The sequence below is a fragment of the Vibrio sp. 2-2(8) genome (genome assembly GCF_963888495.1).
Taxonomy (GTDB): Bacteria; Pseudomonadota; Gammaproteobacteria; order Enterobacterales; family Vibrionaceae; genus Vibrio; species Vibrio anguillarum.
In genome coordinates, this window is sequence record NZ_CAWPJM010000001.1 from 104,228 (window position 1) to 124,251 (window position 20,024).

Annotated in this window: 18 protein-coding genes; 3 read left to right on the forward strand and 15 right to left on the reverse strand. The window is 45.6% G+C overall.

Translation table 11 applies throughout. The annotated features are described in order from the left end of the window. Positions 1-171: 171 nt before the first annotated feature. The 3 genes from polA to hemB form a co-directional block, all read right to left on the reverse strand. On the reverse strand, positions 172-2,964 hold the full coding sequence (polA, locus tag AACV12_RS00470; RefSeq protein ID WP_170901231.1) for a DNA polymerase I: 2,793 nt from the start codon (positions 2,962-2,964) through the stop codon (positions 172-174). After that, positions 2,948-3,115, reverse strand: a complete 168-nt coding sequence (locus AACV12_RS00475) for a hypothetical protein (protein ID WP_156117117.1) — start codon at positions 3,113-3,115, stop codon at positions 2,948-2,950. Before AACV12_RS00475 ends, polA begins: the two co-directional genes overlap by 17 nt. Before the next feature lie 582 nt (positions 3,116-3,697). Next, complete coding sequence (hemB, locus tag AACV12_RS00480) at positions 3,698-4,744, reverse strand: porphobilinogen synthase (RefSeq protein WP_026028265.1); 1,047 nt, start codon at positions 4,742-4,744, stop codon at positions 3,698-3,700. A 188-nt stretch (positions 4,745-4,932) separates the two neighbouring features. On the opposite strand from hemB, the gene AACV12_RS00485 reads away from it, so the two are divergent. Then, positions 4,933-5,694 carry a TatD family hydrolase gene (locus AACV12_RS00485; protein WP_026028801.1) on the forward strand — a complete coding sequence of 254 codons (762 nt, stop codon included), beginning with the start codon at positions 4,933-4,935 and terminating at the stop codon, positions 5,692-5,694. A 281-nt stretch (positions 5,695-5,975) separates the two neighbouring features. On the opposite strand, the gene tatC is transcribed toward AACV12_RS00485, so the two are convergent. From tatC to rmuC, 7 genes are read right to left on the reverse strand one after another with little or no spacing between them, the layout of a single operon-like run. Continuing rightward, a complete protein-coding gene (gene tatC / locus AACV12_RS00490; protein WP_010319843.1) occupies positions 5,976-6,728 on the reverse strand; it encodes a twin-arginine translocase subunit TatC in 753 nt (250 codons plus the stop codon). A gap of 60 nt (positions 6,729-6,788) precedes the next feature. Continuing rightward, positions 6,789-7,196, reverse strand: a complete 408-nt coding sequence (gene tatB / locus AACV12_RS00495) for a Sec-independent protein translocase protein TatB (RefSeq protein ID WP_013855639.1) — start codon at positions 7,194-7,196, stop codon at positions 6,789-6,791. A gap of 3 nt (positions 7,197-7,199) precedes the next feature. After that, the gene (gene tatA / locus AACV12_RS00500) at positions 7,200-7,436 is read right to left on the reverse strand and encodes a Sec-independent protein translocase subunit TatA (protein WP_010319841.1); all 237 of its coding nucleotides are present in this window, start codon (positions 7,434-7,436) and stop codon (positions 7,200-7,202) included. A 51-nt stretch (positions 7,437-7,487) separates the two neighbouring features. Next, positions 7,488-9,122: a ubiquinone biosynthesis regulatory protein kinase UbiB gene (gene ubiB / locus AACV12_RS00505; RefSeq protein WP_013855638.1), complete on the reverse strand. Its 1,635-nt coding sequence runs from the start codon at positions 9,120-9,122 to the stop codon at positions 7,488-7,490. Beyond that, the gene (locus AACV12_RS00510; RefSeq protein ID WP_026028263.1) at positions 9,119-9,724 is read right to left on the reverse strand and encodes a ubiquinone biosynthesis accessory factor UbiJ; all 606 of its coding nucleotides are present in this window, start codon (positions 9,722-9,724) and stop codon (positions 9,119-9,121) included. Before AACV12_RS00510 ends, ubiB begins: the two co-directional genes overlap by 4 nt. Positions 9,725-9,733: 9 nt before the next feature. Continuing rightward, complete coding sequence (gene ubiE / locus AACV12_RS00515; protein ID WP_010319838.1) at positions 9,734-10,516, reverse strand: bifunctional demethylmenaquinone methyltransferase/2-methoxy-6-polyprenyl-1,4-benzoquinol methylase UbiE; 783 nt, start codon at positions 10,514-10,516, stop codon at positions 9,734-9,736. A 49-nt stretch (positions 10,517-10,565) separates the two neighbouring features. Further along, positions 10,566-12,110, reverse strand: a complete 1,545-nt coding sequence (gene rmuC, locus AACV12_RS00520; protein ID WP_013855636.1) for a DNA recombination protein RmuC — start codon at positions 12,108-12,110, stop codon at positions 10,566-10,568. A 140-nt stretch (positions 12,111-12,250) separates the two neighbouring features. Between rmuC and AACV12_RS00525 the strand changes: the two genes are divergently transcribed. Continuing rightward, complete coding sequence (locus AACV12_RS00525) at positions 12,251-13,144, forward strand: DMT family transporter (protein ID WP_170901233.1); 894 nt, start codon at positions 12,251-12,253, stop codon at positions 13,142-13,144. A 47-nt stretch (positions 13,145-13,191) separates the two neighbouring features. Here the strand turns inward: AACV12_RS00525 and araC are convergent, their stop codons facing one another. The 5 genes from araC to AACV12_RS00550 are packed head-to-tail and all read right to left on the reverse strand — an operon-like array spanning position 13,192 to position 18,643. Further along, a complete protein-coding gene (gene araC, locus AACV12_RS00530) occupies positions 13,192-14,031 on the reverse strand; it encodes an arabinose operon transcriptional regulator AraC (protein WP_029189931.1) in 840 nt (279 codons plus the stop codon). A gap of 48 nt (positions 14,032-14,079) precedes the next feature. Then, on the reverse strand, positions 14,080-14,619 hold the full coding sequence (locus AACV12_RS00535) for a hypothetical protein (protein WP_094127924.1): 540 nt from the start codon (positions 14,617-14,619) through the stop codon (positions 14,080-14,082). 54 nt (positions 14,620-14,673) lie between these two features. Then, a complete protein-coding gene (gene araA, locus AACV12_RS00540; RefSeq protein ID WP_170901235.1) occupies positions 14,674-16,176 on the reverse strand; it encodes an L-arabinose isomerase in 1,503 nt (500 codons plus the stop codon). A 9-nt stretch (positions 16,177-16,185) separates the two neighbouring features. Continuing rightward, complete coding sequence (locus tag AACV12_RS00545; RefSeq protein WP_088733013.1) at positions 16,186-16,947, reverse strand: L-ribulose-5-phosphate 4-epimerase; 762 nt, start codon at positions 16,945-16,947, stop codon at positions 16,186-16,188. Continuing rightward, positions 16,937-18,643, reverse strand: a complete 1,707-nt coding sequence (locus tag AACV12_RS00550) for a ribulokinase (RefSeq protein WP_170901237.1) — start codon at positions 18,641-18,643, stop codon at positions 16,937-16,939. The genes AACV12_RS00545 and AACV12_RS00550 overlap by 11 nt, the downstream gene beginning before the upstream one ends. 365 nt (positions 18,644-19,008) lie before the next feature. On the opposite strand from AACV12_RS00550, the gene AACV12_RS00555 reads away from it, so the two are divergent. After that, complete coding sequence (locus AACV12_RS00555) at positions 19,009-20,010, forward strand: arabinose ABC transporter substrate-binding protein (RefSeq protein ID WP_166538089.1); 1,002 nt, start codon at positions 19,009-19,011, stop codon at positions 20,008-20,010. Positions 20,011-20,024: the final 14 nt, after the last annotated feature.

Below are 20,024 nucleotides of genomic sequence, written 5' to 3' on the forward strand. Positions count from 1 at the left end.
TTAATGTATAACAAATGGTCAGAAATGAAAACTATTTTTGTAGTTTTTTTTCATGAAAATTTTATTAAACAACACAAAGTTTAAAATCAAGAACACTTGTTTCTAGGCCATAAAAAAGCCGACATTTGTGCGTCGGCTCATATAAATTAGCTAATTCTGCTCAAAAAACAACTAATGCGCCTGATCCCAGTTGTCTCCATGACCAGTATCCGCGACCAATGGCACCGCTAGCGTTGCCGCTGATTCCATCAATTGTTGTACTTTAATTTCAATTTCGGCTAAAGCCGTCTCTTGCACCTCAAACACCAGTTCATCGTGCACTTGCATCAAGAGTTTAACGCGTCCCTGTCCATGCTCCTCAATCCAAGCATCGACTAATAGCATCGCTTTTTTGATGATATCCGCAGCCGTACCTTGCATTGGAGCATTGATCGCAGCACGTTCAGCGGCTTTGCGGCGCATCCCATTACGCGATTTAATTTCAGGCAGATGCAAACGGCGACCAAATAAAGTTTCAACATAGCCAAGTTCACTAGCCGTAGAGCGTGTATCTTCCATGTATTGCATCACACCAGGATAACGCTCAAAGTATTTATCCATATATTCTTGGGCTTCATAACGAGGAATGCCGAGCTGCTTGGCTAAACCAAAGGCGCTCATCCCGTAAATCAAACCAAAGTTAACCGCTTTCGCACGGCGACGTTGCTCACTGCTGACTTGCTCAATACTCACTCCAAGAATTTCAGCCGCGGTCGCTGCATGGATATCTTTCCCTTGCTGGAATGCTTCAAGCAGCGCTTTATCGCCGGACAAATGCGCCATAATCCGCAGCTCAATTTGCGAGTAATCGATGGCCAGAATTTTCCAGCCATGAGGAGCGATAAAGGCTTGACGGATCCGGCGTCCTTCTTCGTTACGGATCGGAATGTTTTGCAAATTTGGATCGGTTGAAGACAAACGACCAGTGGCGGTTACAGCTTGGTGATACGAGGTATGCACTCGCCCTGTGGTTGGGTTGATCATTTTAGGCAGTTTATCGGTATAGGTTGATTTCAACTTAGCTAAACCACGATGTTCAATGATCACTTTAGGCAGAGGATAACCGTCGAGTGCCAACTCTTGCAGTACTTCTTCATTGGTGGAAGGTGTACCTGTTGGCGTTTTCTTAATCACCGGTAGCCCCATCTGTTCAAACAAAATGGTTTGCAGCTGTTTTGGTGAGCTTAGGTTGAAAGGTTGACCTGCGATATCAAACGCTTGTTGTTCTAGTTGCTCTAAACGAGCAGCGATTTCATGCGATTGCGCGCCAAGCAACATATCATCAATCATCACGCCTGTGCGTTCCATACGTGACAACACGGGAACAAGAGGTACTTCTATCTGTTGGTAGATGCGATTGAGCTTCTCATCTTGCTCAATATGACTCATCAAACGGTGATGAAGTCGCAAAGTCACATCAGCATCTTCCGCAGCGTACGGTGCCGCTTGCTCAAGTTCAATTTGGTTGAAGGTCAGCTGGTTTTTACCTTTGCCCGCCACCTGTTCAAATGAAATACAGCTGTGTTGCAAGAATCGTAGCGCCAAACTGTCCATATCATGTTTGCCACCGACGCTGTTGTACACATAAGATGCGAGCATCGTATCGTGCTTGATGCCTTTCATATTGATACCGTAACGCGCAACAATGCTGGCATCGTATTTTAGGTTCTGCCCCACTTTGGCTTGGCTTTCATCTTCTAAAATGGGTTTAAGTTGGGCGAGTACCCAATCACGGTCCAGTTGCTTTGGTGCATCAAGATAGTCATGCGCAACAGGTACATACGCTGCAACGCCCTCTTCGGTCGCAAAAGAGAGGCCAACTAAATTCGCTACCATATAATCGAGGCTGTCGGTTTCCGTATCAAACGCAAACACTTCTGCCGCTTTCAGTTTTTCTAACCAAGTATTAAATGTCTCTTCATCTAAAATGGTTTGATATTGGCTGCGATCAATCGTGGCGGCGGTTGTATCCATCTCCCTTGCTTGTGAAGAAGAAGTGTTTACCGCACCCACTTTTTCATCAGCGTCAATCACCCCATTACCACCATCCAGCAATTCTGTTAACCAAGATTTAAACGTGAGCTGACCATAAAGTTTAATCAACTCATCAATATTGGGCTGGGTTTTGCACAAGGTTTCTGGTTTCTCTTCCAAAGCGACATCCAGCTTGATGGTGGCTAATTGGTAAGAGAGAAAAGCTTTTTCACGGTTATCCGCCAGTTTTTGCGCCATGGTTTTAGAGCCGCGAAAACCCAATTGCGCAATTTTATCGAGGTTATCGTAAATTAGCTCTAGGCTGCCAATGCCTTGTAGTAACGCAATCGCTGTTTTCTCACCGACACCCGGTACACCAGGAATGTTATCGACTTTATCGCCCATCAAGGCCAGATAATCGATGATAAGCTCAGGAGGGATACCGAATTTTTCAATCACCCCTTCACGGTCAAGTACCACATTCGTCATGGTATTGATCAAGGTGACATTCTCGTCCACCAGCTGTGCCATGTCTTTATCACCAGTGCTGATCAGCACTGGCATGCCGGCTTGTGATGCTTGAGAGGCTAGCGTACCAATCACGTCATCGGCTTCGACACCTTCAATCGATATCAGCGGTAGTCCCATCGCACGGATGACATTGTGCAACGGCTCAATCTGACAACGTAGATCATCAGGCATTGGTGGACGGTTAGCTTTGTATTGTGGGTACATATCATCGCGGAAGGTTTTTCCTTTCGCGTCAAAAATAACCACCATACGCTCAGCGGAAAACTGGCGCATCATGCTACGGAGCATATTGACCACGCCATAGACAGCATTAGTTGGAATTTCGCCATTACTCATGGTGCCTGGGTAGGCATGAAATGCACGGTAAAGGTAAGAAGAGCCATCAATCAGAATGAACGGGTTGTCAGGTATGCGAGCCATAGTCTTTTGCAATCCAAAGCGAGTACGAAATGTAATGACTAAGGATGCCATGACTGTCTTGAGGATTCCACGCCAATGCACCTTGAGCAACGAAACATTTTGCTGATTTGTCCACCACCGCAAATGACATTCTGTGGATAACTCTGTTCATAGTTTTTATCCACTGGTTATTAAACAGTGATTAACGAGGAAAACAATGGCATTAACTTATTGTTTATAAATGAATAAAACAAAGATCGAACATTCCTATCATGATCTTTTTACGATCATTGATTGTGGAAAAGACTATCGATGGCCTTTTATTCACAACAAAAGCATCCTCTTGAAAATGAGCGATAAAAAAAGCGACACCCGAGGATGTCGCCTAGCAAAAACAGGTAAAACTAAGTGAAGTGATTCATTCAGCCTTACGATAAAGCTATAAATTACACTGGAAGCAATGTGAGCAATGTCGTGTCAAAAAGAACTTGCGCAAGTTCGTCGCCAATTTGTCTTGTTACTTTTAACACCTAGCAATTCGTTAATCGTAAACTCGACGTCCTTGTGAACTTCGCCATTCCCTAAGACATGGTTAATAATAATGATTCTCATTTAATTATCAACCCCTAAATGAGAAAAAATCTCATTTATTTTCTAATCATGCTAAAAACACCTACCCATCTATTTCATGAAATCTTTTTTTAATTGATTTTCAAATAGATAGAAAAATCGCTCCCCAGCCTAAATTCACAACTTAGTTATCTTGATGTAAATATTGTGCCGTTTTGGCGTTATCTTCTGCCAGCCACTGCGCAACGTCTTTAGCAAAATAGGTTAAAATGCCGTCTGCCCCAGCGCGTTTAAAGCACAATAATGACTCCATTACGGTTTCACGTTCTTTAAGCCAACCATTTAAAATGGCCGCTTTATGCATCGCATATTCGCCAGACACTTGATACGCAAACGTAGGAACTTGTAATTCAGATTTCACGCGGCGCACTACATCAAGGTATGGCATGCCGGGCTTCACCATCACCATGTCAGCCCCTTCATTGATATCCATCGCCACTTCGTGAATGGCTTCATCGCTGTTGGCCGGATCCATCTGATAGTTTTTCTTGTCTCCCCCTTTCAGGTTCGAAGAGGAACCAACCGCATCGCGGAATGGGCCGTAATAACATGACGCGTATTTCGCAGAGTAAGCCATGATCTGTGTATGAATAAAACCCGCCTCTTCAAGCGCTTCGCGGATCTTACCAATTCGTCCATCCATCATATCGGAAGGGGCAACCACATCGGCACCGGCTGCAGCGTGAGACAGCGCTTGTTTGATCAACACCTCGGTGGTCTCATCATTCATCACATAGCCACTTTCATCGATGATGCCATCTTGGCCATGGGTCGTGAAAGGATCCAGCGCGACGTCGGTAATGACACCCATTTGTGGTATATGCTCTTTTAATAATTTCACCGCACGTTGCACTAAGCCGTCAGGATTATGCGCTTCAGCAGCACACAAACTTTTAGCATCTTGGTTAACCACTGGAAAAAGTGCGATGGCTGGCACGCCGAGATTAGCCAAATACAGCGCTTCTTCGAGCATTAAGTCGATAGAGAGACGCTCAATACCGGGCATAGACTCCACTGGCTCGCGGCGATCTTTACCCATCAAAATAAACATGGGATAAATTAAATCATTAACCGATAACTGATTCTCAGCCATCAAACGGCGGCTAAAATCATGCTTGCGTAAGCGACGCATGCGACGCCCTGGGAACTGACCTTGAATGGATACTGACACTCTCTTCTCCTTGTTTATACGCGGTGTGAGAAAGCATTCTTTCTTCACTACCGCTATCGCTCAAGTGTGGCGAAATCATATCACTCTCGCTTTTTGACGCTAGCGCCAATCGACAAAAATCAGAAAAATGACCTCAGGCTCACACTTCCGTATACTGTTCTCCCATTCTCTGTTTATCGAGACATACCATGATTGACACTCACGCTCACATTTATGCCGCTGAATTTGATCACGATCGAGATGAGGTCGTGCAACGCGCTAAGGCGCAAGGCATTGAGGCTATTTTGTTGCCCAATATCGATCTTGCCTCCATTGAGCCTATGCTTAAAACCGAAGCGGCTTACCCTGAACTTTGCCGATCGATGATGGGGCTGCACCCATGCTATGTGGATGGAAATGTGAAGCAAACGCTAACGGTTATCGAATCTTGGCTAGATAAACACCCCTTTATCGCCATTGGTGAAATTGGCATTGATCTATATTGGGACAAAACCTTTCAGGCCGAACAAGAGATGGCTTTCGTCACTCAACTTAATTGGGCCAAAGAGCGCGATTTGCCTGTTGTCATCCACACCCGTGATTCCATCACTCAAACTCTACAACTGCTGGAAAAAGAGCAAAATGGCTCACTTAGCGGTGTATTCCACTGTTTTGGCGGCACGCTTGAAGAAGCTAAAGCAATTAATGAGCTAGGGTTTCATCTTGGGATTGGTGGTGTATCAACGTTTAAAAATGGCGGCATGGATAAAGTATTACCGCATCTCGATATGAACTTTGTTCTGCTAGAAACAGATTGTCCCTATTTAGCCCCTGTCCCTCACAGAGGTAAGCGCAACGAACCAGCTTACACAACGCTAGTTGCCAAACGCATCGCAGAACTCACCGAACTCTCGTTGGTTGAAGTGAATAACATTACAAACACTAATGCTAACTCACTGTTTAAATTATAATTTATAGAACTATAGATAGAGTGACATACACATCAGCGTGATCTATATCACAAAAATAATTATGCAAACACTATAGTATGCGGCAAAATTTTAATACATAAACGTGGCTAATATGTGTGAACATGGTAATCACTTACAACGTCAACATCGAACCTTCTGGCAAAAACTTCTGGGCATCAAGGAAGTCTATCGATGCTCTCAGTGCGGTTATCTTTTGAAGATTAAATAGTCCACTATCATAGGTACAAAAAAAAGCGGCTATTCGCCGCTTTTTTCATGTATTAATGACTTTCATCTTCCGGCTCTTCCTCATCTTTGCGCACATAAAAACGAGCAAAGAAAAGTCCAACCTCAAACAATAAACACATCGGAATGGCGAGCAAGGTTTGCGACACCATATCAGGCGGCGTCAGTAACATCCCCACCACAAATGCCCCAACCACGATATAAGGCCTTTTCTCACTCAAGGTTTTCGGCGTCGTCGCCCCCGTCCAACACAGTAAAATGATGGCGACGGGAACCTCAAAGGCGATACCAAAAGCGAAAAAGAGCGCAAGCACAAAATCGAGATAACTGGCAATGTCCGTTGCAAACTCAACACCGCCTAAAGAGATGGCCGTAAAAAAGCCAAACACCAGTGGAAATACCACAAAGTACGCAAACGCCACACCGCAATAGAACAACAATGAGCTTGAAAACATCAATGGCATGACTAAACGGCGTTCATGCTTATACAAACCTGGAGCGACAAAGGCCCAGATTTGATAAAGGATAAAAGGCACCGCGAGAAAAGCGGACGCGATCAAAGTAAGTTTGAGTGGCGTGAAAAAGGGCGAGGCAACATCGGTCGCAATCATCGTCGCCCCTTCAGGCAAACGCTCAACCAATGGTTTGGAGACAAAATCGTAGATGTCGCTAGAGAAATAGACTAAGCCGATAAAAATCACGATCACCGCAGCTATTGAACGCAATAAACGATCGCGTAGTTCTAGCAAGTGACTGATTAAAGGCTGTGTCTGCTCAACGGAAGACATATCGAACCTCGTATAAATAGAGCATAAGAGGAGGAGTTACAGTGGTAACAATAACTCCTCCTACAGAGATGAGTCGGCTTTCTTATCGGCCGTTTCAGGCGACGAAATCGTTGTAGCGGGAATCACTTCAACGCTTTGTTCATCGTGCTCTGTTTTTGTTTCAGAGGGCGATGAGTTCGCATAAGGGCGTTGTACATCTTGCGCAGCCTGCTTGAGCTGATCCACAGAAGATTTCAGCTCTGGAGATAAATTTTCCATTCCCATTTGCTCTGCTTTACGCAAGTTTTCTTGCAGCTCTTGAATTTTGAGCTCATGTGCTAATTCATCTTTGACACTGTTCGCCATGTTCTTTGCTGTGCTAACAAATTTTGCCACACTGCGAATAGCATGAGGTAAACGCTCAGGGCCAAGAACGACCAACGCGACAACCGATATTAATACCAGCTCCCAAAAACCGATATCAAACACGTGTTAGGCCTGCTCTTTATCTTTTTTAGTCTCAGCAGTCGCTTCTGTCTTCTGCTGCTCTATATTTTTAGGTTCAAAATCTGCGTCTTTCTTGGCTGGCTCTTCATCGCTCATCGCCTTTTTGAACCCCTTAACCGCACCACCGAGATCGCTACCGATACCACGCAGTTTCTTGGTTCCAAATAGTAATACAACAATCACGGCAATAATTAGAAGTTGCCAAATACTGATACCACCCATTCTCTACACCTCAGGAATTTCTCAACAAATTGATTTCAAATAAAAGACCGCTTAACGACGGTAAGCACTCCAACTGAGTAGCCAAAATACAACACCTGCAATCGCACTGGTTATTGCAAACGGCTGATAAGCACTGGTCACTAATATCGCCGAGCATACGACCAAAGTGGCGCCAATACCAAATAAAAACTTTCCTGTTGCCTGTTGACGCTTACTGGCTCGATAACCTTGGTACAACTGATCCAACCTTTGGTTCATTGCTTTACCTTGTTTGAGGCTATCGTAAAGCAGCTCTGGCAACTCAGGTAATTTTTCAGCCCAAAGCGGAGCTCGCTCTTTCACTGCGCGGATAAACGCTTGCGGCCCAACTTGGTTCATCATCCATTTTTCTAAAAATGGTTTAGCGGTTTGCCACAAATCCAATTGAGGATAAAGCTGACGCCCTAACCCTTCGACATACAATAACGTTTTTTGCAGCAAGACCAATTGCGGCTGCACTTCCATATTGAAGCGACGAGCCGTGTTAAACAAGTTTAGCAACACATGACCAAATGAGATTTCGCACAATGGCTTGGCAAAAATTGGCTCACAGACCACACGAATAGCAAACTCAAATTCATCGATGTTGGTTTCACGTGGAACCCAACCAGAATCAACGTGCAATTGTGCCACTCGGCGGTAATCTCGGTTGAAAAAAGCTAAGAAGTTTTCGGCTAAATAACGTTTATCTTCACTGTTTAAGGTACCGACAATACCACAATCTAAGCCAATCCATTGTGGATTGTCAGGATGCGCGGGATTAACAAAGACATTGCCCGGGTGCATATCGGCATGGAAAAAACTGTCGCGGAACACTTGGGTAAAGAATACGCTCACTCCGCGTTCAGCAAGCAACTTCATATTAGTGCCGTTGGCCGCTAAACCTTCAATATCAGAAACTTGAATGCCGTATATTCGCTCAGAAACCATGACAGTTTCATTACTAAAGTCAGGAATTATCTCTGGAATGTATAACTCTTCACTATTTTCAAAGTTACGACGCAGTTGAATGGCGTTGGCTGCTTCTCGGCGTAGGTCGAGTTCAGCAAGCAGAGTTTTTTCGTATTCACGTACCACTTCAACGGGCTTCAGTCGCCTTGCTTCAGGTAATGCTTTGGCAACAATTTTCGCCATGCGATACATGAGTTTGATATCGGCATCAATCACTGGCCGAATATCTGGCCGAATCACCTTGAGTACGATTTCCCGGCCAGATGATTTGAGTTTGGCGGTATGGACTTGAGCAATCGACGCAGAAGCAAGTGGTTCAATATCAAATTCATCAAACCAAGTTTCTAAAGCGCCGCCCAACGCTTTTTCCATCTGAGTTTTAGCAAGTACACCATCAAACGGAGCGACTTTATCTTGCAGTAACGCAAGTTGGTCTGCGATGTGCGGTGGAAACAGGTCACGCCGCGTTGACATCATCTGACCAAACTTAATCCACACTGGACCAAGCTCTTGCAAGGCTAAGCGCAAGCGCTCACCTAATGGTTTGTCCGCATGCTGATTTTTAATCCAGAACAATCCTTTGCGCGCTAATATTGGCGCTTTGGTGAGTTGATGTTCTGGCAACAGTTCATCTAGACCATATTCCAATTGTACCTTGATAATTCGGTACAACCGCTTGAGTTCAGTTGGCGTCATGCTTGCTCCAACAAGTGTTGAATTTTGGCTTCGATACGCGCCGCTTGGCTATTGAGATCATCCACTTGGTCACAAAAATAGGCCACCTCGAGCGAGCTAGGTAATAAACGCCACTCTTCCGTTAACACTTGGCTGAGGTGGTTTTGATGCTTGCTTCGTTGTGATTGCAGCGCTTGGCCTATGTCTCTCACACCCTGCACTAAAGCGTGAGCCAGCACATCGCCCGTCAGGCGTGACAACCACTCTTCAACATCCGGCTTGCAATCGGTGATCAACTGGGCAAATTTTTGCGCCAGTTGAATATCGCCCTCCAGCACCAACTTATCTTGTTTGATCAGTTGGGTGATGTTCGCTTGCTCACGTAGCTCGGGCAAAATGGAAACATTGAGCGACAGGTAGCAATTCGACTCGCCTTCGTAAGCCGCTAACACATCAATTTGCTGGCTAAAAATGAAGGTCAGCGTTTTATTGAACTCTTTGAGATGCACTTGGATGACTTGCCCTTTCAGGCGTGATAATCGGCGCACCAATTCAGGATCGTCTTGAATTAAGGTGTTGAGTGTGGTCTCAATCGCGGCGGTAACTAAAGGCTCAAACGGCATGCCCAATCCTTAGAATTTGTAACCACGGTGCAGCGCAACAATACCGCCCGTTAAGTTGTAGTAACTCGTTTGTTCAAAACCAACCTGATCCATCATCCCTTTTAAGGTTTCTTGATCGGGATGCATGCGGATAGATTCCGCAAGATAGCGGTAGCTGTCGGCATCATTGGCAATGATTTGGCCCATTTTCGGCAATAGATGGAACGAATACGCATCGTATACTTTGGATAATGGCTCAAGCACTGGCTTGGAGAACTCAAGTACCAACAAACGACCACCCGGTTTTAAAACGCGGAACATCGAGCTCAGCGCTTTATCTTTATCGGTTACATTACGCAGGCAAAAACTGATGGTAATGCAGTCGAAATAGTTATCAGGAAAAGGCAGTTCTTCGGCATTGGCTTGCACGTAATGTACGTTGCCCACTACACCTTTATCACGCAATTTATCGCGTCCGACATTGAGCATCGAGTTGTTGATATCAGCTAGAATAACATGACCTTTTTCGCCCACAATGCGTGAAAATTTGGCGGTTAGATCGCCCGTACCACCACCAAGATCCAAAATACGTTGGCCCGGGCGAGCGCCACTGCAATCAATGGTAAAACGCTTCCATAAGCGATGAATGCCACCAGACATCAGGTCATTCATCATGTCGTATTTGGCCGCAACCGAGTGAAAAACTTGCGCGACTTTGGCGACTTTTTCTTCTTTCGCTACGGTTTCAAAACCAAAGTGAGTGGTATTTTGTGTCTCTAATGCTGTTTTTGATTGCACGCTGGTATCCGTCATGAAGGTTCCTCTTGGGCAGCACTGTTTTGTTAAAGGCGACTGCGAGCGATCAGTTTACTTTATCCTCAGCGTGATGTCTTTCTACTAAAGGTGCATTTTCCACCGCACTGTCTGCCCATGCCTCATTTTGTGCTTGTTCGACCCATTCACTGTTTATGGAACGTTTTATCTCGACGCCAAGTTGTTTAAAACTTTCGGCTTGACGCAGTGCGTTGCCACGCCCTGTCGCGAGCTTATTCATCGCCCCTTGATAGTTTTGGTTTGCACGGTCTAACGCGCCACCAAGCCCTTCCATGTCCTCCATAAACAAGCGTAATTTATCGTACAATTTGCTGGCCCGCTCAGCGATCAACTTCGCGTTCTGGTTTTGTCGATCATTGCGCCATAAATTATCGATCGTACGCAGCGCAACCAACAAGGTGGTTGGGCTAACCAGCAAAATATTTTGCTCCATCGCCTCTTTTACCAAGCTGGGATCAGCTTGAATCGCCACTTGGAATGCAGGTTCGACGGGAATAAACATCAGCACGTAATCCAGGCTTTGTAGCCCTTTGAGCTGATGATAATCTTTCTGACCGAGTCCTTTTATATGGGCACGCAGCGCAAGTAAATGCTCACTTAATGCGCGAGCACGTTCACTTTCAGTTTGAGCATGGAAATAACGCTCATAAGCCACCAGCGCCATTTTCGAGTCAATCACCACCTGTTTGTCGTGTGGCAAATTGACGATCACATCCGGTTGATAGCGCTTACCAGCCTCGTTTTGCAAACTGACTTGAGTGTGATATTCGTGCCCTTCACGCAGGCCCGATTCGGTCAGCACCCGCGCGAGAACCACTTCGCCCCAATTGCCTTGCTGTTTATTGTCGCCTTTCAGCGCTTGGGTCAAATTGAGTGCCTCTTGCGCCATCTGTTCATTGAGGCGTTGTAAGTTTTTCAATTCATGAACCAACGTATGGCGCTCTTTCGCTTCATGATTGAAGCTGTCATTGACCTGCTTTTTAAACCCTTCGAGCTGCTCTTTCAGTGGAGAAAGTAGCCCTTCCAAACTTTGACGGTTCTGCTGATCCACTTTCGCAGTTTTGACTTCAAATAACTGATTGGCTAGCTGCTCAAACTGCTGCTTTAGGCGTTCCTCAGCGTGTTCAAGTAACTGTAGTTTTTCTTGGCTCGATTGAATTTGCTGTTCATGCCGTGCTTCTTGCTCACGCAGTTGAGCCTCAAGTTGCGATTTCTGCTCACGCAGAGCGTGCGCATCTTCCATGCTCTGTTGCCGCTCTTGCTTAACCACTTCGAAATAGCGCAACTTTTCCATCGCGGCCATGAATTTCCCGTGCGATTGCTTAAGCTCAAATGCGGCTTTATCTCGTTCTTCATCCAGCTCATCCAACTCTTGTCGCGCCTGCTGCAAAGCTTGTTTGAGTTCGATTATCTGCTGCTGATGATGGGCTTGATGAGTCTCTAACTGCTGTTGTAATAGCTCACTTTTCAAATTGAGCTTCTGCTTAACCCACCAACCAGCCACTGAGCCGCTCAGCACGGCGCTGCCTAACGTTGAAAGCACTAACGCTTGATTTTCGATAATCCATTGCATGATAACGGGTTAACTCATTTTATCAGTCATGGACAAATGGTATTTCGATACTGGATAAATGTCCAGTTTGTACAAGTTAACAGCAAACTATAGACTTGCGCCGCTGAACACTATTTCAACAATTATTCTAACGAGGATTCATGGACGAACGACGCGCACTCGGCTTTGGCTTATCTGCCGTATTATTGTGGTCAACGGTTGCCACGGCTTTCAAACTTACGCTGGCTGAATTTACGCCGATCCAGATGCTGATGGTTGCGAGTGCTGTCTCTGGGTGCGTACTGCTGGGCATTTGCGCGCTGCAAGGCAAGCTCAACCAAGTGGTGAGTACCTTTCTCGCTAACCCTTGGTATTACTTATTGTTGGGCTTAATTAACCCTCTCGCATACTACCTCATTCTGTTTAAGGCCTACTCACTGCTGCCCGCCTCTCAAGCGCAAGCGATCAACTACAGTTGGGCCATCACCCTCACACTGATGGCCGCTGTATTTTTAGGACAAACCATCCGTAAACAAGATTGGATAGCGTGTGCACTGAGCTATTTTGGTGTGGTGGTTATCGCGACTAAGGGTGATATTTTAGCCATGCAGTTTGATAGCCCGCTGGGTGTTGGGCTGGCACTACTATCAACGCTTCTTTGGGCTGGCTACTGGATTCTTAATACCAAAAACACCGCCGACCCCGTGATTGGCGTTTTACTGGGGTTTTTGATCGCCATCCCTTTTGCGATTGGTTTAAGTTGTTATGAAGGTGCAAGCTGGCATCAGATTACGATTAAAGGGTGGAGCGCGGTAACTTATGTCGGCTTGTTTGAAATGGGGATCACCTTCGTGCTGTGGTTGAGTGCATTAAAACTCACGGCCAACACTGCAAGGATCAGCAATCTCATTTTTGCTTCACCTTTCATCTCACTGCTGTTGCTGGCTACTATTATTGGCGAAACTATTCACCCCACCACTCTGATTGGTTTAGTGCTGATCATCACAGGGCTTGTCGTACAGCAGTTTAAAACGACTAAAACGATCACTCAATGACAGCGACCCAAATTGACGAAAAGCCCAAACGGACAGATTGCATAGGTTTACAAAGTAATTTGATCGCGGTAAATCTTAGGGCTCACACCGGCCTTACGTTTAAAAACACGAGAAAAATAGAGTGGGTCTGAATAGCCCACAATTCGACCAATGTGATTGACCGAGTAGTTAGACGTGACCAGTAATTGTTTGGCTCGGCTGATCCTTTGGTCGTCGCGCCATTGGGTTATGGTCATCTCCATTTCAGAACGAAATAGATGGCCTAAACGCGATGGTGATAAACAGATATGGGCCGAAACATCCTCGATAGTGAAGTCTTGATTGAGGTTTTGCGTCATATAATTCATCGCTTCCACCACCCTAGGGTCAAGCGGTTTGCTGACGACATCCGGTTGCAGTGTCTTACATCTAATCAATAATTGTTCGAGCAAGTTAATCGATAAATCATTTCGATAAGGGACATCTTGTTTTGAAGTGTATTCAATATCGATAAACAGGTTTTCAATATAGCGAATGGTATTCTCATCCAACCCTTGCGTTAAGTAGACGCCATTTTTTTGCTGTTGCCATGTTAGCCAGTCATGCCAAAAGGCTCGTGGCCGAAAATACACCCAACGGTGAAACCAAGAAGCACAATCTTTTTTTCGATGATAATAGTGAGCCGCTGTTGGAGGAAAAAGAAGTAAGTCTCCAGGTTTCACGTGAAACTCATCTTCGCCATAAAAAATGGTTCCCTCGCCTTTGCTCGTAAAATTGACAATAAAACCTTTCATGCCATTAGGTCGATCAATCGTAAAATCCAGTTCATCTCCCTCAATAATTGGCGTTAGTCCAGCCACTAAATGAGCATTAAAGTTATATCCAGGTTTTAGAGGGTTATTCTGCATGGGGGCAATATTCACTGTAATTTACGTGTAGTGTAAGCAACCTCTTCGTTAAGTACGATTTTTCAGTTCACACTTTTCATCTAAGACTATCCATTGTGTCGCAGAAAAAGCCTCACAGAAGCCATGCCCTACGGGTTCGATTAAGTATTCACTGGGTTGGTCATTACGTTTTCTTTGCCAACCTTTAATCGAAGAGATGATGTCTTCAGGTTGCGTGGCCAGTTGGTGGCTAACGTCTGTTTGAGTAATGTGATGTCGAATATCAAGCCGAGTTGGGATGCTGTTTCGCGCAAGATAATCAATCACCAATGCACCTTGAAAAAAGGTGTAAGTCATACTCAATGAGAGTGTTTCGTTAAGCTGAATGTTGCACCACTGCTCTAAATGGTTTTGCTTAGATCTGAAATGCCAAACCACAGAGCACATATCAATGATAAGCCCATTGTTGATCAGCTCAAGCTGCCCAACGAATACAGGTTTATCCTCACAACACAGCTGAAATTGATCGGGTGTATCGGCTTTTAATTCCAAATACCACTCTTTATAACGCAGTAATGGTAAGCCAGTGGATAAAGGAAGAGCATTCATGTTCACACCATAGCTTAATGAACACTCCCTCAGATGAGGGAGTGTTCCGCGGGTTTAAATACCTGAAGATAAACGGTAATAAACGCTGTTTGTTTTGAGTGCGGACTTGAATGGATACAAGGAGGTTTGGTTATCGATTAATACCATTTCGATCCCCGCCATTTCGGCATAATCCGCTAACATCTCAACGCTCACCGCTTGGCTGTATACGGTATGATGCGCGCCACCCGCATGGATCCATGCTGCGGCTGCCGTCTCAAGGTTGGGTTGCGGCGTCCATACCGCATGCGCCACGGGTAATTTAGGTAGCGATTGTGGCGGAGTTTGAGTCTCGACCGTATTGACTATCATGCGAAAGCGATTTCCAAGATCAATCAAAGATACGTTTACTGCAGGCCCCGCTTTTCCGCTGAACATCATACGAGCAATGTCGCATTTGCAGCCAATAGTGTGACGATGAATTTCAATCTTTGGCTTGTCTTGAGCAATGGAAGGGCAAACTTCCAGCATATGAGCGCCGAGCACTTGGCTTTGCTGACCAAAGTTGTAAGTGTAGTCTTCCATGAACGATGTTCCGCCCACTCGGCCTTGCCCCATCACTTTCATGATGCGAGTCATCGCTGCGGTCTTCCAATCCCCCTCACCACCGTACCCGAAGCCTTTTTCCATCAAGCGTTGTGTGGCCAAGCCTGGCAAGTTCGAAATACCCGATAAATTTTCAAAGGTGTTGGTGAATGCCTTCGCGCCCACGGAATCCAAGAAACGCAGCATACCCAATTCCAACTTCGCTTCTTGAGTTAGAATATTGATACTTGTGCTGTCTTTGAAAAGTTCAGGGCTCATGGTGTAGCAAGACGCGTATTCATCCATTAAAGCCTTAGCGTCACTGTCTGAAACTTGATTGACGCTCTCGCTCAGCTCACCCAAGCCATAGCCATGAACTTCATAACCAAATTGAATTTGCGCAGAGACTTTGTTTCCTTCCGTCACCGCGACTTGACGCATGTTGTCGCCAAAACGCGCTACTTTAAGCGACTTCCCTTCATGAATAGCAATCGCTGCACGGCACCAATCATCCACCTGTTGGTGAACAATCGGGCTCTCCCAATGCCCCACGACTACTTTTCGATCAATCCCCAGTCGCGTGCCAATAAAACCAAACTCACGACAACCATGGGCACTTTGATTTAGGTTCATAAAACCCATATCAATTTCATCCCAAGGCAGGGCCGCATTGAATTGAGTATGAAGATGCAAGAACGGCTTGTTGAGCTGACTTAACCCTGAAATCCACATTTTTGCAGGCGAAAAAGTGTGCATCCAAAGCACGAGACCAATACATGAATCATCATTATTGGCTTGGCGACAAACCTCTAATATCTCATCTGGCGTCTTCACTGTACCTTTGTTCACCAAAGGAACCGAAATGGCTGGAGAGTGATTTAAACCATGGATAATTTCTTGGCTATTTTGCGCGACATTTTGTAATACTTGAGGTCCGTAAAGGTGCTGCGACCCAGTGACAAACCACACTTGTTGATTGGTAAACGTGTTCATTGTTATCCCTTATTTATTTTTTACATTACTTTGACCGTAATAAGCATTAGCTCCGTGTTTACGTAAGTAATGTTTATCCAGTAGGGCTTGATTGATGAATGTCACTTGAGGGTTGATCTGCAAAGTTTGCAGCGCCATTTTGGCGACAACCTCCATGACAACTGAGTTATGAACGGCGTGATCAGCATCCTTACCCCAGCTGAATGGGCCGTGTTCATTAACAATAACCCCAGGAATGGCCAACACTTCACCACCACTGATCGTTTCAATGATGACCTTGCCTGTATGGTGTTCGTAGTCGGTTGCGATTTCGGCATTGGTCAAGGGGCGAGTACAGGGAATGCTGCCGTAGAAATAGTCAGCATGAGTAGTACCCAATGCTGGAATGGCTTTACCTGCTTGAGCCCAAGAGGTGGCATGAGGAGAATGCGTGTGCACAATGCCGCCAAGTTCTGGGTAAGCGCGATATAAGGCCAAATGGGTAGCCGTGTCAGAAGAGGGTTTAAGATCGCCCTCGACAACTAAGCCATTCAGATCAACCACCACCATATTGCCGGCATTGAGTGCTTCGTATTCGACGCCACTTGGCTTAATCACAACTAACCCTGTTAAGCGGTCAATGCCTGATACATTGCCCCAAGTAAAGGTAACTAAACCGTGGGTCTGTAGCGCCATATTGGCTTGCCATACTTGCTGCCGAAGCTCACTCAGACGTTGCTTTGCTTGTGGGTCGCTGGCTAAATCGAAGCCTAGAGAAGTCTTAACACTCATCAGTACACTCCTGTGCCAACAAGAATTCAGAAAATTGTTCGATCTGCCGCCCTAACTGGCGATAAGCATGATAACGCCATTCGCTGGTCCCTTTGGTATCAGCATCTGGGTAGTAAACATCGCAGATTGGGCTCGCCATTTGAGTTTGAGCTTGCTCGGCATCGCTATAAACCCCGGCCGCAACAGCTGCAAAAATGGCCGCACCTAATGCACAACACTGCTCTGAAGCGACAACGGCGATTTCTCGCCCAATGACATTGGCACAGGTTTGCATCACAAATGGTGACTTCTGAGAAATTCCGCCAATAGCAATCACACGTTTCACTTCGACACCTTGCTCAACGAAGCAATCGACGATTGATTTCGCGCCATGAGCCGTTGATTCCACCAGTGATGCAAAAATATCTGGTGCGCTAGAGCCTAAATTCAGCCCCGTAATTGCGCCTTTGAGACGTTGATTGGCATAAGGCGTTCGCCGCCCGTTATGCCAATCTAAGGCAAGAGGCGTTTCCAGTTGCAGACGTTTTGACTGTGCTTCCGCCGTAAGTCGAGGAATTAACAAGGCCTCAGCGGCGTCCAGATCAATTCCTAATTGTGGGTTTTGCTTAGCCAGTTGCGCGATTGGCCACAACATCACACGTTTGTACCAAGCATAAATATCACCAAATGCTGATTGCCCAGCCTCCAGTGCCATTAAGTCTGGCATCGCACTACCCGTAACTTGGCCACATATTCCATGAATGGTTCGATCACCGATACTTTGTGCATCCACCATCAAAATATCGCATGTTGACGTACCAATAACTTTCACTAAGTCATGTTCGCCAGCGCCAGCGCCCACCGCGCCCATATGGCAATCAAAAGCACCAATAGCAATGGCAATTCCCTCTGGTAAGCCTAGCCGCTGCGCCCACTCTGCACTCAGATGCCCAGCTAATTGGTCTGAGGTGTATACCTCAGTAAACATTCGATCTCGCATGCCATCGAGCGTGGGAGAAATGGCCGATAAAAAATCTTGCGAAGGTAAACCGCCCCAGCTTTCATGCCACATCGCTTTATGCCCTGCAGCACAAATACCACGACGTAAATTTGTAGGATGCTGACACCCTGCAAGGAGAGCTGGAACCCAATCACACAACTCAACCCAGCTATGGATATAAGGAACAAGCCCTGCATCTTGTTCCGCTACCCACGCGGCTTTCGCCCAAAACCACTCCGATGAATACAATCCCCCGATGTATTTGGTGTAGTCTGGAAAAGTGTGTGAATGGGCCAGCTCATTAATGCGTTCCGCTTTGGTCACGGAAGTATGATCTTTCCACAAGATAAACATGGCATTGGGGTTATGCTCAAACTCAGGAAGCAACGCCAACACATTACCCTCTTTATCGATAGGGGCTGGAGTTGAACCCGTACTGTCCACGCCAATGCCAACAACAGATTGTGCGATCTCTGTGGAAACCTGCGCCAACGTTTCTCGGACAGCAATGGTCAGAGACTCAATATAATCAAGAGGATGATGACGAAATTGAGATTGGTTCGAGTCGCTGTATTGTCCTTTTGCCCACCTTGGGTAGTTAGCCACGCCAGACGCAACCTCTTCACCATTGCGAGCATTCACCAATAAAGCTCGTACAGAATCAGAGCCAAAATCTAAGCCGATCACGTAAGGTGAATCTATATTCAAATTATTCATGGTCACTCCACATCAGACCGATTAACTGCCTATTTTTATAACGGTCTTACGTCAATATCACCATGAACCCAATAGCTAAAAATATGGATAAATTAGTCGACACACTCATTCTGTGCTAATGGTTTTAAAATCATCACTTCAGCTTTTTTCCAGAAAAAAAAGCGCATAAAAACACTAAATAGCCGATGTTCATATAAAATTAAACACATAAAACTATAAAAAGTGAGAGGTACTTCATGCCCTACCTCGCTACATAAATGGACAAAAACGCTACATTTTTCTGCTGTGATTTTCATCACTTCAAAGCTCGTCAACTTCCTTAAGTATGGAGATGAAACAACCCTACCAGTGGACGGACAAATAAGATGAAAAGCATAAAAACCACACTCGCTGCCGCAATACTCACCGGAACCGCATTATTCAGTATTTCTGCTAATGCCTTTTTCGGTAGCAACGATGAACTCAAATTAGGTTATTTGGTAAAACAACCTGAAGAGCCTTGGTTCCAAACAGAATGGAATTTTGCTGAGCAAGCCGGTAAGCAATATAACTTTGAAGTGATCAAAATGGCGGTGCCTGATGGAGAAAAAACACTGAACGCTATCGATACGCTAGCGGCAAGTGGCGCCAAAGGCTTTGTCATCTGCACACCTGACCCTAAGCTTGGGCCTGCAATTATGGCTAAAGCAAAAAGCTACGATTTGAAAGTCATCACGGTTGATGACCAGTTCCTTAATGCGAAAGGCGAACCAATGACAAACGTGCCTTTGGTGATGATGGCTGCCAGTGAAATTGGTTATCGCCAAGGTTCTGAACTGTACAAAGAGATGACAAAACGTAGCTGGGATACCGCAACAACGGGCGTTATGGCCATAACCGCAGACGAGCTTGATACCGCGCGTCGTCGTGTCGATGGTTCGATTAAGGCACTGAAAGAAGCGGGTTTCCCATCCAACCAAATTTACCGCGTGCCAACCAAAGCAAATGACATCCCTGGCGCTCTGGATGCAGCAAACTCGCTACTGGTGCAATACCCAATGGTCAAGCAGTGGCTTATCGTCGGTATGAACGACAATACCGTTCTCGGCGGCGTTCGTGCGACAGAAGGACAAGGGTTTAACGCAAGTAATGTGATTGGTGTTGGCATTAATGGCGTCGATGCTGTCAGTGAATTAGCTAAATCGAAACCAACAGGGTTCTATGGTTCTCTTTTACCGAGCCCAGATGTACACGGCTTCAAAAGCATCGAATCACTTTATAAATGGGTGAAAGAAGGTGTTGAACCACAAAAATTCGTTGAAGTGACGGACGTTGTCTTAATTACTCGCGACAACTACGAAGCAGAACTGGCAAAGAAAGGCCTGTAAGGCGTTCGTTGTCA

Coding starts and splice junctions, on each gene's coding strand:
- polA (WP_170901231.1), bottom strand. CDS start 2,964: ATGGCTCGCATACCTGACAACCCGTTCATTCTGATTGATGGCTCTTCT.
- AACV12_RS00475 (WP_156117117.1), bottom strand. CDS start 3,115: ATGAACAGAGTTATCCACAGAATGTCATTTGCGGTGGTGGACAAATCA.
- AACV12_RS00485 (WP_026028801.1), top strand. CDS start 4,933: ATGATTGACACTCACGCTCACATTTATGCCGCTGAATTTGATCACGAT.
- tatC (WP_010319843.1), bottom strand. CDS start 6,728: ATGTCTTCCGTTGAGCAGACACAGCCTTTAATCAGTCACTTGCTAGAA.
- tatA (WP_010319841.1), bottom strand. CDS start 7,436: ATGGGTGGTATCAGTATTTGGCAACTTCTAATTATTGCCGTGATTGTT.
- ubiB (WP_013855638.1), bottom strand. CDS start 9,122: ATGACGCCAACTGAACTCAAGCGGTTGTACCGAATTATCAAGGTACAA.
- AACV12_RS00510 (WP_026028263.1), bottom strand. CDS start 9,724: ATGCCGTTTGAGCCTTTAGTTACCGCCGCGATTGAGACCACACTCAAC.
- ubiE (WP_010319838.1), bottom strand. CDS start 10,516: ATGACGGATACCAGCGTGCAATCAAAAACAGCATTAGAGACACAAAAT.
- rmuC (WP_013855636.1), bottom strand. CDS start 12,110: ATGCAATGGATTATCGAAAATCAAGCGTTAGTGCTTTCAACGTTAGGC.
- AACV12_RS00525 (WP_170901233.1), top strand. CDS start 12,251: ATGGACGAACGACGCGCACTCGGCTTTGGCTTATCTGCCGTATTATTG.
- araC (WP_029189931.1), bottom strand. CDS start 14,031: ATGCAGAATAACCCTCTAAAACCTGGATATAACTTTAATGCTCATTTA.
- AACV12_RS00535 (WP_094127924.1), bottom strand. CDS start 14,619: ATGAATGCTCTTCCTTTATCCACTGGCTTACCATTACTGCGTTATAAA.
- araA (WP_170901235.1), bottom strand. CDS start 16,176: ATGAACACGTTTACCAATCAACAAGTGTGGTTTGTCACTGGGTCGCAG.
- AACV12_RS00545 (WP_088733013.1), bottom strand. CDS start 16,947: ATGAGTGTTAAGACTTCTCTAGGCTTCGATTTAGCCAGCGACCCACAA.
- AACV12_RS00550 (WP_170901237.1), bottom strand. CDS start 18,643: ATGAATAATTTGAATATAGATTCACCTTACGTGATCGGCTTAGATTTT.
- AACV12_RS00555 (WP_166538089.1), top strand. CDS start 19,009: ATGAAAAGCATAAAAACCACACTCGCTGCCGCAATACTCACCGGAACC.